The organism is Candidatus Rhodoblastus alkanivorans, assembly GCF_022760755.1.
In the GTDB taxonomy this organism is placed as follows: Bacteria; Pseudomonadota; Alphaproteobacteria; order Rhizobiales; family Beijerinckiaceae; genus Rhodoblastus; species Rhodoblastus alkanivorans.
Genome location: NZ_JAIVFP010000001.1, coordinates 419,775 through 434,017, shown reverse-complemented (window position 1 = coordinate 434,017; position 14,243 = coordinate 419,775). Strand labels below are relative to the sequence as shown.

Genomic DNA, 14,243 nt, shown 5'->3' with positions numbered 1-14,243 from the left:
GGACTGATGTGGCGTCTTTCCCTATTGATATTGGCGGCCGCGGCCGGTCTGGTCGCCGTTGCGACGATCGGGTTTTATTTCTACGAACGACCGACGACGCTGAGGGTCGCCGTTCCCCACGGCAGCGAATATCAGAAACTGCTCGTCATTTTGAACCAAGAATTCGTCCGAAGCCACGAGGACATAAGACTCCGGATCGTCCCGACAACCGACGAAACGGCCGCATCCAAGACGATCAGCGAAGACCACGCTGATCTCGCGGTCGTCCGTTCTGACATTCCGATGCCGACCAATGCCGCGACGGCTTTGATTCTTGCCCATTATTCGGTCGTCATCGTCGCCCCGCCCGGTAAGACATTTGCGAATTTCTCCGAACTCAAGGGACGGACGATCGGCGTCGTCGAGACGGAAATGTCCGGCGAGGCAAACCGGCGCCTGCTTCAGACGATCGAATCGCAATATTCCATCGGGCCCGGGGAAATCAAAGCAATCGGCGTCGCGCCAAACAATCTGGCCAAATTCCTCCGCGGTCGGCAAATCGACGCCTTGTTCGTCTTCGGTCCCTTTGATTCGCCGCAGGTTTCAGGCCCCGTCAAAATCGTTTCGGAAAGCGGCGCCGCATCGGGCGCGCCTGTCTTCGTCCCGATTCTCGAAGCCTCCGCGCTCGCGGAAAGATTTCCTGGTCTCGATGCGACGCAAATCCTTCGCGGCGCGTTCGGCGGTTCGCCGTCGCGACCGCCCGAGAATATCTCGACCATCGGAGCGACAGTAAGGCTCGTCGCCCGCAACGATCTGGATAATTCCACTGTCGGAGAGACGACACGGCTGATTCTGGCGGATCGCGCCCTCGCGGCGGCGACCGTTCCCATCGCCAACCATATCGAGGCTCCGAGCACCGATAAGGGAGAAGTTCTTCCCACGCATCCGGGCGCCGCCGCCTTTCTGGACGGAGAAGAAGAGACCTTTTTCGACAAATACAGCGATATGATCTATATCGGAGCGATGGTTGCGAGCGTCCTCATTTCCGGTCTCGCCACTCTGGCGAGCCGATTGACCGTTTCCGGATTTGCCCGTTTCGATCAATTGATGGAAAAGGCGCTGACCATTCTTAAATCGGGTCGCAAGGCTGACAGTTTGGAGACTCTGGCGAAGCTCGAGATTCAGATCGACGAAATCCTCACCCGGTCTCTCGCGGCGGCGGAAATGCCCAAACTCGACAATCATCAGCTGGCGGCGTTGACCTTGGCCGTTCAGCAGGCGCGCCTTGCGATCGCGGATCGGCGAAGCGAACTTGGCGGCCGGCTTCCTTCGGTCCGGCCACACGACCGATAGCAAGGCGCTTCTTCGAAGGCGACCACGCTTCACAGGTTTCCATCTTTGCAATTTTCCGCTAGATCAGGCGCCAATTGACGAGCCTCTCAGGGATCCTGGCGCCGCCTCGCCTGTCTGCCCGGGTCCGCACCTGGACGCCGTCCCACCCGCATGACGCATAACCAACAGGTTCACGTCGCTTGCCCCCAATTGGCAGGCCAATCTTTCGGACGCCCATGAAACTGCGCAACATCGCCATCATCGCCCACGTCGACCACGGCAAAACGACCCTGGTCGATCAACTTCTCCGCCAATCCGGGGCATTCCGAGAAAATCAGCGCGTAGCCGAGCGCGTGATGGACTCGAACGATCTCGAACGCGAACGTGGCATCACGATCCTCGCCAAGGCGACGTCCGTGGTATGGAAGGACACACGGATCAACATTGTCGATACGCCCGGCCACGCCGATTTCGGCGGCGAGGTCGAGCGCATTCTCTCAATGGTCGATGGCGCGATCGTTCTCGTCGACGCCGCCGAAGGCCCCATGCCGCAAACCAAATTCGTCGTCGGCAAGGCGCTGAAGATCGGTCTCAAACCCATCGTCGCCATCAACAAGGTGGATAAGCCGGACGCCCGCCCCACCGAAGTGATCAACGAAGTTTTCGACCTGTTCGCGGCGCTCGACGCCGACGACGAACAACTCGACTTTCCCATCCTTTATGGCTCGTCGAAGCAGGGGTGGATGTCGGACAGCCCGGACAAGCCGACCTCCGATCTTTCCCCCTTGTTCGATATGGTTCTCGACCATGTTCCGGAACCGAAGGTCGAGGCCGGCGGCTTCCGAATGCTCGGCACATTGCTCGAATCGAACCCTTATCTGGGCCGGATCATCACCGGCCGCATCTTCGCGGGTTCGATCAAGCCGAACCAGGCGGTCAAGGTTCTGGATCGGTTGGGAAATGTCGTCGAACAGGGCCGCGTTTCCAAAATCCTCGCGTTCCGTGGCATTGAACGTCAGCCGATCGAGGAAGCGGAAGCGGGCGACATCGTCGCCATCGCGGGGCTTGAGAAATTCAACGTCGCCGATACGCTGAGCGCGCCGGAGATCACCGAGCCGCTGCAAGCCCAGCCGATCGACCCCCCGACATTGTCCATGACCTTTCTCGTCAATGATTCGCCCCTCGCGGGAACGGAAGGCGACAAAGTCACCAGCCGGGTCATCCGCGACCGCCTCTATAAGGAAGCCGAAGGCAATGTCGCGCTCAAGATCGAGGATTCCCCGGGCTCGGATTCCTATATCGTGTCGGGACGCGGCGAATTGCAGTTGGCGATCCTGATAGAAACGATGCGGCGCGAAGGCTTCGAGCTTGGCATTTCCCGTCCGCGCGTTGTCTTCCAAAAAACAGACGATGGAACTCGTCTTGAGCCGATTGAAGAAGTCGTCATCGACGTCGACGAGGAATTTTCCGGCGTCGTCGTCCAAAAGATGTCGGAACGAAAGGCCGAAATGATCGAAATGCGCCCCTCCGGCGGCAATCGCCAGCGGCTGGTGTTTCACGCGCCAACACGCGGCCTGATCGGCTATCAGGGCGAATTATTGACAGACACTCGCGGCACCGCGATCATGAATCGCCTGTTTCACGATTACGCTCCCTATAAGGGCGACATCCTTGGGCGTCGAAATGGCGTGCTGATTTCGAACGACGCCGGCGAAGCGGTGGCCTATGCGATGTGGAACCTGGAAGACCGCGGGCCCATGATGATCGAGCCCGCCTGGAAAGTTTATCGCGGCATGATCGTCGGACAGCATACGCGTGAGAACGACCTTGAGGTGAATGTCCTCAAGGGGAAAAAGCTGACCAATATCCGTGCCGCGGGCAAGGACGAGGCGGTGAAGCTGACGCCTCCGATCCGGATGACGCTCGAAAAAGCGCTCGCCTATATCGAGGATGACGAACTGGTGGAGGTCACGCCGAAGTCGATCCGGCTTCGCAAGGCCATTCTCGATCCCAACGACCGCAAACGCGCCGAACGCGCGAAAGAATAGGATTTCCTAACCGCCCCGAAGCCGGAACGACCGTGGAAAAAAGGCCTATTTCGCTCATGTTCGGCATCGAAGGCCGAAACTTGCGCATCGAAACGCTGACCCAATTGCGCTGGCTGGCGCTTTTTGGGCAGCTCTTCACGGTCCTTGCGGTCGCCTTCGGACTCAAATTCGACGTCCCGCTGCGTTGGTGTCTCGCCGTCATTGGCGCATCGGCCGTCCTAAATGTTGTTGTCGAACTTTATTTTCCAAGATCGCTTCGTCTCGAAGAACGCCCGGCGATGGCCTTGCTCGCTTTCGACGTTCTTCAACTCTCGACCTTGCTGTTTCTCGTCGGCGGCCTCGACAATCCATTTTCAATTTTGCTGCTGGCCCCCGTCACAATTGCGGCCGTTTCCCTTCGGCCCCGCCAGATCGTCGCCATTGTCGCGCTGGTCCTACTGTGCGCCAGTTTCTTGAGCATTTGTCACTGGCCCCTGCCCTGGTACCGGGAGCAGGCGCTCGAATTGCCGTTGCTCTACCGGCTTGGGCTCTGGATCGCCTTGCTTGTCGCGACTGCCTTCATCTGCACCTATGCGGCTCAAGTCGCGCGTGAAGCGAGAAACCTCAGCCTCGCCCTCACGGCTACGGAATTGGTCCTGGAACGCCAGAATCACCTGTCGCGCCTTGATGGACTGGCCGCCGCCGCCGCGCATGAATTGGGAACGCCGCTCGCCACGATTGCCGTCGTCAGCCGAGAGCTCAGCCGATCGAATATACCCAAAGAATTTTCGGAAGATATCGACTTATTGAATCAACAGTCGCAAAGATGCCGAGATATTCTCAGTCGCATTTCTTCTCTTGCGACAGAGGAACATCCGCAGCTCGAAAATATAAAGTTGCGTTACTGGATCGAGAACGTAATTTCACCGTTTCGGTCACATCCCGTCACGATTGAAATCGACATATCTGGCGATGGAAGCGAACCAGTCGTTACAAGCAATCCTGCTTTAACCTATGGCATAGGCAACTTCATCGAGAACGCGCTTGACTTCGCAGAAACCAAAGTCTCTCTCATCGCAACCTGGACAAGCGAACGCGTGACGATTGCAATTTCGGACGATGGCCCCGGTTTTCCTAATGAAATCCTGGCTCAGATCGGGGAGCCCTATTTGAAGACAAGAATGGATCGTCGCCTGAAGGCCGGTGACGAGGCTGGCTTGGGCCTCGGAATTTTTATTTCCAAAACTCTTCTGGAACGTACGGGAGCCACTCTCCATTTCTCAAACCACGAGGGATCCGGAGCGGTCGTCGAGATCGCATGGAACCGTCAACAGCTGGAAACGGGCTTCAAAAATTCGCTTTCACACTTGTCATCTTTCCCTGAGGATCGTTCATAGACAGATTGAACCAGCTGGCGACGAGCCTACGCGCCGGACCAATCGCGACGAGAGGGAAATCGTGCAGACTGGAGACGAAACCAAAGGCGAGGAAACCAACGAAGCCCGGCTCTTGTTCGAAAAGGACCCTCACCTCCTTATTGCGGATGATGACCGGCCCTTCCTGAACCGATTGGCCAAGGCGATGGCTTCGCGGGGCTTCACCGTGACTATGGCTGAATCCGTCGCCGACGCCCTTTCCGCCCTCCGCACCCAACCGCCGGCTTTCGCGGTCATCGATATGCGCCTGGGGGATGGAAACGGTCTTGACGTGATCACCGAACTCAAATCACGGCGACCCGAAGCCAGAGGGGTCATTTTGACCGGATATGGCAATATTTCTTCCGCCGTGCTTGCGATCAAGCTTGGCGCTTTCGATTATCTGGCGAAGCCGGCCGATGCCGACGAGGTCTTTTTTGCTCTCATGAATGGCGATGCCGCAGCCGTCGGGACGATTCCGCAGAATCCCATGTCGGCTGAACGCGTGCGATGGGAACATATCCAAAGAATTTACGAGCTTTGCGAAAGAAACGTATCTGAAACGGCGCGACGCCTTAATATGCATCGGCGAACATTACAGCGCATTCTTGCTAAACGTGCGCCACGTTAGCAAAATCTATTACAAAAATTTTTATATTTATATCACTTCGATTCTGATACCTCCGTATAACGCGCCCAAAGCGCGGGCGCGCCAAGTTCTTGTACGAGCAAAGCATGAGCCGCGCTCTCGGCGTCCGCCAACGCCAAAGGCAAATCCCGCGGACGTTGCCGCAAGAGAGAGAAGTTGGCCGCGCCCTTGGAAATTTCCCGCCTGACCTGCAAGGTCAATGTCGTCTGCCGGCCTCCCCTGAGTTCCGTATAGACCTCGGCGAGAATTTCCGCGTCGACCAAGGCGCCATGCTTCACGCGGCGGCTTCGGTCGATGCCAAACCTGTTACAGAGCGCGTCGAGCGAATTGGACTGCGCGGGAAACTTTTTTCGCGCCATGGCCAATGTATCGACCACGGGATTTCCGTTCAGAGCGGCGCGGCCGACTCGACGCAACTCCGCATTGATGAACCCCAAATCGAATTCGGCATTATGCGCGACGATTGGATCGCCGACGATGAATTCAAGAAATTGATCGACAATGTCACAAAATTTCGGCTTATCGGCGACCATTTCATAGGATATGCCATGAACTTTAAAGGCAGAATCTGGAATATCGCGTTCAGGATTTACATAAGTATGAAATATATTTTGAGACGGAATTCCATTTAAAAGCTCTATAGCGGCGATTTCAATGATTCTATCGCCCGCATTCGCCTCTAGGCCGGTGGTCTCTGTATCGATGACAATTTCACGTTCCATGACGATGCCTGATCCAATACCATTTATTATGATTCATTTGTCAATTTGGGCAAGAGTTGCGACGATTGTTCGGATTTGCCGTCGCGCCTGTTCGATCCCGAATTGAGTATGGACAATGAATTGCGCGCGTCTTTTTTTTTCCGCGTCAGGCATCTGGCGGCTCAATATCTGGTTCAACTTTATTTCAGTCGTAGAGTCCCTCGACAAGACTCGCTCCCGTTGAATTTTTTCCGGCGCCGACACCACAACAACCGCATCCGCAAGCCGCCAGGTCTCCGTCTCGAACAACAAAGGCGCGTCGATCACAGCGACCTTCGCGCCTTCCCTTCTGTTGTCGAGAATAAACTGGTCTCGCGCGTGGGCGACCATAGGATGGACGATTTTTTCCAATGTCGCCACGGCGCCCGAATCATGCAGCACCAAAGCCGCGAGGCGTTTGCGGTCAATACGGCCATCGACGATGGCGTCTGGAAACCGCTCCGCCAAGCCCTCCGGCGGTTCGCCCGCATAAATCCGGTGAACGCTTTGATCGGCGTCGAAAACGGGAATTCCGAACCTTCGGAATAAGTTCGCCGTCGTCGATTTTCCCATTCCGATAGAGCCGGTCAATCCCAAAACAATCATGATCGAGGCCGTTGCAAGTCCTGTTCGACCAAATCCCGAAGCTCCGACGTCACCTCTGGCCGCAGTCCAAACCATCTTTCGAATGCGGGCGCCGCCTGATGAAGCAACATTCCCAGGCCCCCAGCGACACGAAACCGTCTGCGCTTCGCCTCGCGCAACAGCTCGGTTTCCATCGGCGCATAGACGATGTCATTGACGACGGCGTCGTCCGCCAAATCATCCAATGAGACCTCCAACGGAGGCTTTCCAACCATGCCGAGCGATGTCGTATTGATCAGGAGATTCGCCTGATCGAAATGTCTGTGGCGAACCTCCAATGGGCGTTGCTGGATGGTCCGAAACCCCCAATCGGCGATTTCGTCGGCCAATTGCGACATCCGTTCGCGCGAACGGTTGACGATCGTGAGTTCCGGCGTCCGCCGCTTCGCCAGGCCTGCGATCACCGCCCGCGCCGCGCCGCCGGCGCCAATGACCGCCGCCCGTTGGCAATCTTGGGACCAGCCCGGAACTTCGGCGTCGAGGTTGGCCAGAAAGCCTTCAATATCCGTATTGTCGCCGAAACGTTTTCCGCCCTCCATCCAAATTGTATTCACCGCTTTTGTTTTTCTGCCCGATTCCGTCACCTGCTGACATTGCTCAAAGGCGATCTCCTTATAGGGCAAGGTCACATTGCCGCCGCAAAAGCCTTCAGCCTCGAAACCTGCAAGAAAGGTCTTGATCCGGTCTGCTTCAACCGCTTTTGATACGTATTCTGCAGCAATTCCATATTTCTTCAGCCAGAAATTATGAATCAAAGGGGACCGGCTGTGGCTGATCGGAAAGCCGACGACGAAGGCGCGCTTCATTTTTCACGTATTTCCGGTTGGATGGATCGAATCAACCCTGGGTGATGAATTGCAAGCGATGGTCACGGTAAAGATCCATGATGGCCGCGGCCGTTTCCTCGATGGAACGTCGGGAAACGTCGATCGTCGCCCAGCCCCTTTGTGCGAAAAGCCGACGCGACTGGTTGATTTCGTCGGCGACCGCCGAACGGTCAACGTAAGACGATTCCTGCGTCGCATTCAACGCCAACAGCCGGTTCTGCCGAATCTGCACGATGCGATCGGGCGTCGCGAACAAGCCGATCACCAAAGGATTTTTCAACCTTTCAATATCTCCCGGAATCGGAACGCCCGGAACGATTGGAACATTGGCTGTTTTTATTCCCTTATTGGCGAGATAAATGCTTGTCGGCGTCTTGGAGGTTCGACTGACGCCGAGAAGAACGACATCGGCGCTTTCGAGATCGCCGGAGCTCTGTCCATCGTCATGCATCATAGTGAAATTCAAGGCGTCGATACGTTTGAAATAATCTGAATTCAACACATGCTGGGCGCCGGGTCGCGGCGTCGAAGCCGGTCCCAAATAGGACTGAAAAATTCCCAAGACCGGCGCCAGCACCGAGATTGCGGGCGCGCCGACCTCGGCGCAAGCATGCTCAAGTTTCTCGCCGAGCTCTGAATCCACGAGCGTGTAGAGAACGATGCCCGGCGACGACCGGATGCCGGCGATGACCCGATCCAACTGGTCGTGATTTCGAATGAGCGGATAGATATGCTCGATCGACGCCACGCCTTGATATTGCGCGGCGGCGGCCCTGCTGACGGTGATCAGCGTTTCCCCGGTCGAATCGGACACAAGGTGAAGGTGAAAATAATTTCGCGTCACTGAGGCTCAAATCCTCTTTCCTGGCGAGCGCCTTTTCGTCTTTTCCCCTGATTTCGTCCCTCTGGCTCCATGACTGTGTAAATGTCGGCAGAAGGCGGATAAGTCCGAGCGGGCGGCCAAGTTTGCGAGATTCCACGAAAATTCTCAACAGCCGCCGCAATCCTATCCCTTGAAACAAGCCAATTGTTGAGATTGGGAATTACGGGAATAAGCCCGATCGAATGGTGAATCGGAGCGGCGCAAAGTCCTAAGGATATTGGTAAAAAAATTGTTAACGCCCCATCAACTTTTTTCCCGTCGCCTGTCCCAAATCCGCCCGGCGATTCGGTATGCGTTGTGCGCCCTCTGGAATAAGGCTATTCCCCTGTCTAAAAACAAAAACAAGATTCAAAAGCTCTTTAGGATTTCATTGGTGAACCCTCAAAGCGACCACCTTCCTCCCCTCGTTAGCAAAAAGCCGCTGCTTGCCGTTCTCGACGGAAGTCGGACGACATCGCCACCAATTTGGCTCATGCGGCAGGCTGGCCGCTATCTGCCCGAATATCGCGAGATACGCGCCAAGGCTCCGAGCTTTCTCGACTTCTGCTATTCGCCCGCTTTTGCCGCCGAGGCCACGCTGCAGCCCATTCGCCGGTTTGGATTCGATGCCGCAATCCTTTTCAGCGACATCCTCGTCGTCCCCGACGCCCTTGGACAAAAAGTCGTTTTCGAAACTGGCGAAGGCCCACGTCTCGATCCCCTCACCGATACAGCCGCCATCCGGAATTTGCCGCCCTTGTCCCTGGAGCGTTTGGCGCCGGTGTTTGAAACGATCGATCGCGTTCGCGCGCAACTGCCCGCAGAAACCACATTTCTTGGCTTTTGCGGGGCGCCATGGACAGTCGCAAGCTATATGGTCGCGGGTCGCGGCTCGGCCGATCAGGCCGCGGCGCGCCTTTTCGCCTATCGCGATCCGGACGGTTTCCAGATTCTCATTGACAAGCTGGTCGACGCCTCCATCGAATATCTTTGCGCGCAATTTCACGCCGGAGTCGACGCCGTCCAAATATTCGATTCCTGGGCCGGAATCTTGCCGGCGGCGGAATTTGAACGCTGGTCACTCACTCCGATCACGAAAATCATACAGGGCGTTCGGAAAAGAGTTCCTTATGCCCGGATAATCGCCTTTCCGCGCGGCGCGGCGAGTCATTATCGCGATTTCTGCCGACGCGCCGGCGCGAACGCTCTCGGACTTGACACTGCCGTCGATCCTGCCTGGATCGCGGCGAATGTTCCTGAGAATGTCGTCGTCCAAGGTCATCTCGACCCGCTGGCTTTGTTGGCGGGCGGGACGGGGCAAACCACCGCGGTCGCTGGGATTCTAGAGGCTTACCGTACGCGAGCCCATATTTTCAACCTCGGGCACGGCATACTGCCGGAAACCCCGATCGACCACGTCGCGGCATTGGTCAAGCAAGTGCGATCCTTCGAGGCCTGAAATGTATTTGTGGGTCAAGGCGCTTCATGTCATCGCCATCATATCCTGGATGGCCGGGCTGCTTTATCTTCCGCGGCTTTTCGTCTATCACGCAGACGCAGCACAGGGATCGGGCTGTTCGGAAACATTCAAGATCATGGAGAGAAAACTTCTCTACATGATCATGACGCCAGCCATGATCGTGGCCTGGGTGACAGGATTGTTTCTGGCGATCCAAAGTGGATTTTTTCATTCTCCTTGGTTTCATGCAAAGCTGATTTTTGTATTATTGATGACCTTGACCCATTTTGCGCTCGGAAAATATCAACACGACTTCAAGTTGGACCGCAACAAGCACTCCACCAAATTTTTTCGCGTGTTCAATGAAGTTCCAACGATCTTGATGATTTTCATCGTGGTTTTGGTCGTCGTCAAACCATTTTAGCAAGTAAGCTGGTGTCGCTGCGCGGCTCGTCCTATCCTTGCTCACCCAAAGGAGAACGCCATGCACGCGCCCAATCCACTGCTTGTCGAATGGCGCACGCCTTTCACCCTTCCGCCCTTCGAGGCGATAGAAGCCGGCCATTATCGTCAGGCTTTCGACGTCGCCTTGCGCGAACATGAGAGGGAAATCGCCGCAATCGCGGACAATCCCGCGACGCCGACCTTCGAGAACGTGATCGATGCGTTGGAACTTGCCGGCAAGACGCTCAATCGCGTCGGCGGCGTGTTCTGGAATCTCTCCGGAACCGACTCGACCGAAGAATTGCGGGCGATCGAACGGGAAGTGTCGCCCATGCTTGCGCGACATTATGCCGACATTTCGCTTAATGAACGATTGTTCTCGCGGGTTGCGGCCCTTTATCAAAATCGAGACGACCTGCCGCTGAGCGGCGAACAGGCGCGTTTGCTCGAACTGACCTACAAGAGTTTCGTGCGCGCCGGAGCGCAACTCTCGGGCGCGGACCGGGAGCGATTCGCGGAAACGGCGGAACGCCTCGCAAGTCTCGAAATGAATTTCGCGCAGAACGTCCTTGCCGACGAAGCAAATTACATCATGGAGTTGGAAAAGGACGATCTTTCCGGTTTGCCCAACGAGGCGAAGGCGGTGGCCGCGCAGGCCGCGCAGGCCGCGACGGATCGCCATGCCGCCCATCCCTTCGCTTTGACATTGTCGCGATCGAGCGTCGAGCCTTTCCTGAGCTATGGCGACAGGCGGGACCTTCGCGAGGATTTGTTCAACGCCTGGATCGCGCGCGGGGAGCATGATGGCGCGACCGACAACCGACGCATCATTTCCGAGATCCTCGATCTTCGGCGCGAACGCGCGCAAATGCTCGGCTATAAGACTTTTGCCGATTACAAGCTGGAGCCGACCATGGCCGGCGCTCCGGCGGCGGCGCTCGACCTGCTCGACAAGGTTTGGGCGCCGGCGCGCGCCAGGGCCGGGGCGGAAGCCGCCGCCCTTCAGAAAGTCGCCGACGCCGAAGGCGCAAATTTCACAATAGCCGCCCATGACTGGCGTTATTACGCGGAAAAGCTGCGGTTGCGGAAATATGACATCGATCAAAGCGCCCTTTCCGCCTATTTCCAGCTCGAAAAGATGATCGAGGCGGCGTTTTATTGCGCGGAGCGCTTGTTTGGATTGCGTTTCGTTTCGCGGACGGATTTGCCGACCTATCATCCTGACGTCCGGGCGTTCGAAGTTCTCGATCGGGACGGACAGCATCTGGCGATCTTTTTTGGAGATTATTACGCCCGGGCCGGCAAACGTTCCGGCGCCTGGATGTCGAATTTTCGCAATCAGCGAAAATTGGGGGGCGACATCCGTCCTGTCATCGTCAATGTCATGAATTTTTCCAAGCCGCTTCCGGGAACCGCGACCCTGCTGTCCCTCACGGAAGCAACCACCCTCTTTCACGAATTCGGGCATGCCTTGCATGGGATGCTGTCGAACGTCGTCTATCCCTCGATGAGCGGGACGGCGACGCCCACGGATTTCGTGGAATTGCCCTCGCAGCTCTTTGAGCACTGGGCCCTTCGTCCGGAAATCCTGCAGAAATTCGCCCTTCATCACGAAACGGGGGCGCCCATCCCGCAAGACATGATCGATCGCATTATTGCAGCGCGTCATTTCAATCAGGGATTCGCGACCGTCGAATATTGTGCTTCGGCCTATGTCGATTTCCTGCTGCACTCTCGCGCCGATGCGCCTGAGGATGTCGTCGGCGCCGAAAAGGAAATTCTGCGCGGCGTCGACATGCCATCGGAAATCGTCATGCGTCACCGAACACCGCATTTTTCTCATATTTTCGCGGGCGACGGCTATGCGGCGGGCTATTACAGCTATTTATGGTCGGAAGCGCTCGACGCCGACGCCTTCGCGGCGTTCGAAGAGGCCGGCGATATTTTCGATCCCGCGACTGCCGGTCGCTTGCGGGATTATGTCTATGCGGCGGGGAATCAGCGCGATCCGAACGAAGCCTATCGCCTGTTCAGAGGCCGCAAGCCGGAATTCGGCGCGCTCCTGCTAAAGAAAGGCCTGACCGAAGCTTAAGACTTATTGCACTGCGTCATCGAGGCTGGCAAAAAAGGCCCTTCAGCGAATTTCATCTCGCCGGTTCAACCGGATCAGGAGACATGCATGACGCAGGCCGCCCAAGCGATCGCCACAGAGGAATTTTTTGAGCTCGGCCGTGAGGTTATCGAGGCTGTCGAAGGGCTGTATGAAAAGGCTGTCGCGAGCGTTCGCGCCCAGGTTACCGAGAACGGAAAACTGTCGAACGCAGCGATCGAGCGCGAGCAGCATGCCGCGCATGGCCTTGCCTGGTTCGCCACTTACGTCGAATCCCTTCGCGAAATGCTTGCTTATGGCGAAAGGATGCAGGCCGAGGGGCGTTACGGGGAAACCGAGGATCTGTTGACCCGGATCGGCGTCGGCGAATATCTCGCCCAGGTTTTCGGCGGCATTCCGATGAGCCAGGGCGAGTTTGTCCGGCTGGGCGATTTCGGCTTGAGCGCCGAGACCATCGCTCTCGCCCGCACGACGGCGACCGAGAAGCTGATCGCCGCCGGCAATATTGCGCCAAATCGCGCCCGGCTGGTCGATCTCGTGGACCACGCGGAGGCCTCGGCGACAGTCGGCTCGCCGGGGTTGGACGAGACCTTGGAAGCGATACGCGAGGAAATTCGTAAATATGCCGAGGCCGAGGTCGTTCCCCACGCGCATGAATGGCATTTGAAGAACGCCTATATTCCGCTGGAGATCATTCAGGGGCTCGCCGATCTCGGCGTTTTCGGTCTGACCATTCCCGAAGAATATGGCGGCATGGGCCTTGGCAAGGTCGCAATGTGCGTGGTCACGGAGGAGCTTTCGCGCGCCTATATCGGCGTCGGCTCGCTCGGCACGCGTTCGGAAATCGCGGGCGAACTGATCCTGGGCGGCGGCACGGCGGAACAAAAGGAAAAATATCTGCCCAAGATCGCGTCGGGCGAAATCCTTCCGACTGCGGTTTTCACCGAACCGAACACCGGCTCCGACCTCGCTTCGTTGCGAACCCGCGCGGTTCGCGAAGGCGACAAATATGTCGTCAACGGCAACAAGACCTGGATCACCCATCCGGTGCGCGCCGATCTGATGACGGTTCTAACCCGCACCAATCCCAGTGAGCCGGGCTATAAGGGCCTTTCGATGCTTCTCGCGGAAAAGCCGCGCGGCGACGACGCCAATCCTTTCCCAGCGAAAGGCATGTCCGGCGGCGAAATCGAAGTGCTCGGCTATCGCGGCATGAAGGAATATGAAATCGCCTTCGACGGTTTTGAGGTTCCGGCGGAAAATCTGCTTGGCGGCGTCGAGGGACAGGGGTTCAAACAGCTGATGCAGACTTTTGAAGGCGCGCGCATCCAGACCGCGGCGCGCGCCGTGGGCGTCGCGCAATGCGCCATGGAATTGGCGCTTCGCTACGCCAAGGAGCGCATCCAGTTTGGCAAGGCCCTGATTCACTTCCCCCGCGTCGCCGACAAGGTCGCGATGATGGCGGTCGAGGTCCATATCGCGCGGCAGATCACCTATTTCGCGGCTAGGGCGAAGGATGAAGGCAAGCGCTGCGATCTGGAGGCGGGTCAGGCCAAGCTTCTGGGCGCGCGCGTCGCCTGGGCGGCCGCCGACAACGCCCTGCAGATCCATGGCGGCAATGGCTTCGCCCTGGAATATCCGGTCTCGCGCGTGCTCTGCGACGCGCGCATCCTCAATATTTTCGAGGGCGCGGCGGAAATTCAAGCGCAGGTCATCGCGCGGCGGCTGTTGGAGAGCTGATTGCCAACGGCGCC

At 57.2% G+C, this 14,243-nt stretch carries 12 protein-coding genes; 8 read left to right on the top strand and 4 right to left on the bottom strand.

Annotated elements, in window-relative coordinates:
* Positions 1-6: 6 nt before the first annotated feature.
* The 4 genes from K2U94_RS02015 to K2U94_RS02000 all read left to right on the top strand — a co-directional run bounded on the left by K2U94_RS02015 (position 7) and on the right by K2U94_RS02000 (position 5,384).
* On the top strand, positions 7-1,332 hold the full coding sequence (locus K2U94_RS02015; protein WP_243065615.1) for a TAXI family TRAP transporter solute-binding subunit: 1,326 nt from the start codon (positions 7-9) through the stop codon (positions 1,330-1,332).
* 215 nt (positions 1,333-1,547) lie between these two features.
* On the top strand, positions 1,548-3,359 hold the full coding sequence (gene typA / locus K2U94_RS02010; RefSeq protein WP_243065614.1) for a translational GTPase TypA: 1,812 nt from the start codon (positions 1,548-1,550) through the stop codon (positions 3,357-3,359).
* Between the two features lie 56 nt (positions 3,360-3,415).
* Entirely contained in the window at positions 3,416-4,735 is a 1,320-nt protein-coding gene (locus tag K2U94_RS02005; protein WP_243065613.1) for an ActS/PrrB/RegB family redox-sensitive histidine kinase, read from the top strand.
* A 112-nt stretch (positions 4,736-4,847) separates the two neighbouring features.
* Positions 4,848-5,384, top strand: coding sequence for an ActR/PrrA/RegA family redox response regulator transcription factor (locus K2U94_RS02000; RefSeq protein WP_243068785.1), 537 nt, complete (start codon positions 4,848-4,850; stop codon positions 5,382-5,384).
* Positions 5,385-5,416: 32 nt separating this feature from the next.
* Here K2U94_RS02000 and dnaQ read toward each other — a convergent pair whose 3' ends face one another.
* Genes dnaQ through K2U94_RS01980 form a run of 4 tightly spaced genes read right to left on the bottom strand, consistent with a single transcriptional unit; the run spans position 5,417 to position 8,458 of the window.
* Complete coding sequence (dnaQ, locus tag K2U94_RS01995; protein WP_243065612.1) at positions 5,417-6,124, bottom strand: DNA polymerase III subunit epsilon; 708 nt, start codon at positions 6,122-6,124, stop codon at positions 5,417-5,419.
* 33 nt (positions 6,125-6,157) lie between these two features.
* The gene (coaE, locus tag K2U94_RS01990; RefSeq protein ID WP_243065611.1) at positions 6,158-6,748 is read right to left on the bottom strand and encodes a dephospho-CoA kinase; all 591 of its coding nucleotides are present in this window, start codon (positions 6,746-6,748) and stop codon (positions 6,158-6,160) included.
* Positions 6,745-7,593 carry a shikimate dehydrogenase gene (locus K2U94_RS01985; protein ID WP_243065610.1) on the bottom strand — a complete coding sequence of 283 codons (849 nt, stop codon included), beginning with the start codon at positions 7,591-7,593 and terminating at the stop codon, positions 6,745-6,747. The genes coaE and K2U94_RS01985 overlap by 4 nt, the downstream gene beginning before the upstream one ends.
* Before the next feature lie 31 nt (positions 7,594-7,624).
* Positions 7,625-8,458 (bottom strand): pyruvate, water dikinase regulatory protein, encoded by an 834-nt coding sequence (locus tag K2U94_RS01980; protein ID WP_243065609.1) that lies wholly within the window; start codon positions 8,456-8,458, stop codon positions 7,625-7,627.
* 412 nt (positions 8,459-8,870) lie between these two features.
* Here K2U94_RS01980 and hemE point away from each other — a divergent pair, with 412 nt between their 5' ends.
* The 4 genes from hemE to K2U94_RS01960 all read left to right on the top strand — a co-directional run bounded on the left by hemE (position 8,871) and on the right by K2U94_RS01960 (position 14,229).
* A complete protein-coding gene (gene hemE, locus K2U94_RS01975; RefSeq protein ID WP_425332540.1) occupies positions 8,871-9,935 on the top strand; it encodes a uroporphyrinogen decarboxylase in 1,065 nt (354 codons plus the stop codon).
* Position 9,936: 1 nt separating this feature from the next.
* A complete protein-coding gene (gene hemJ / locus K2U94_RS01970) occupies positions 9,937-10,359 on the top strand; it encodes a protoporphyrinogen oxidase HemJ (RefSeq protein WP_243065607.1) in 423 nt (140 codons plus the stop codon).
* Positions 10,360-10,419: 60 nt separating this feature from the next.
* The gene (locus tag K2U94_RS01965) at positions 10,420-12,471 is read left to right on the top strand and encodes a M3 family metallopeptidase (RefSeq protein ID WP_243065606.1); all 2,052 of its coding nucleotides are present in this window, start codon (positions 10,420-10,422) and stop codon (positions 12,469-12,471) included.
* Positions 12,472-12,558: 87 nt separating this feature from the next.
* Positions 12,559-14,229, top strand: a complete 1,671-nt coding sequence (locus tag K2U94_RS01960; RefSeq protein ID WP_243065605.1) for an acyl-CoA dehydrogenase family protein — start codon at positions 12,559-12,561, stop codon at positions 14,227-14,229.
* The last annotated feature ends 14 nt before the right edge of the window (positions 14,230-14,243 follow it).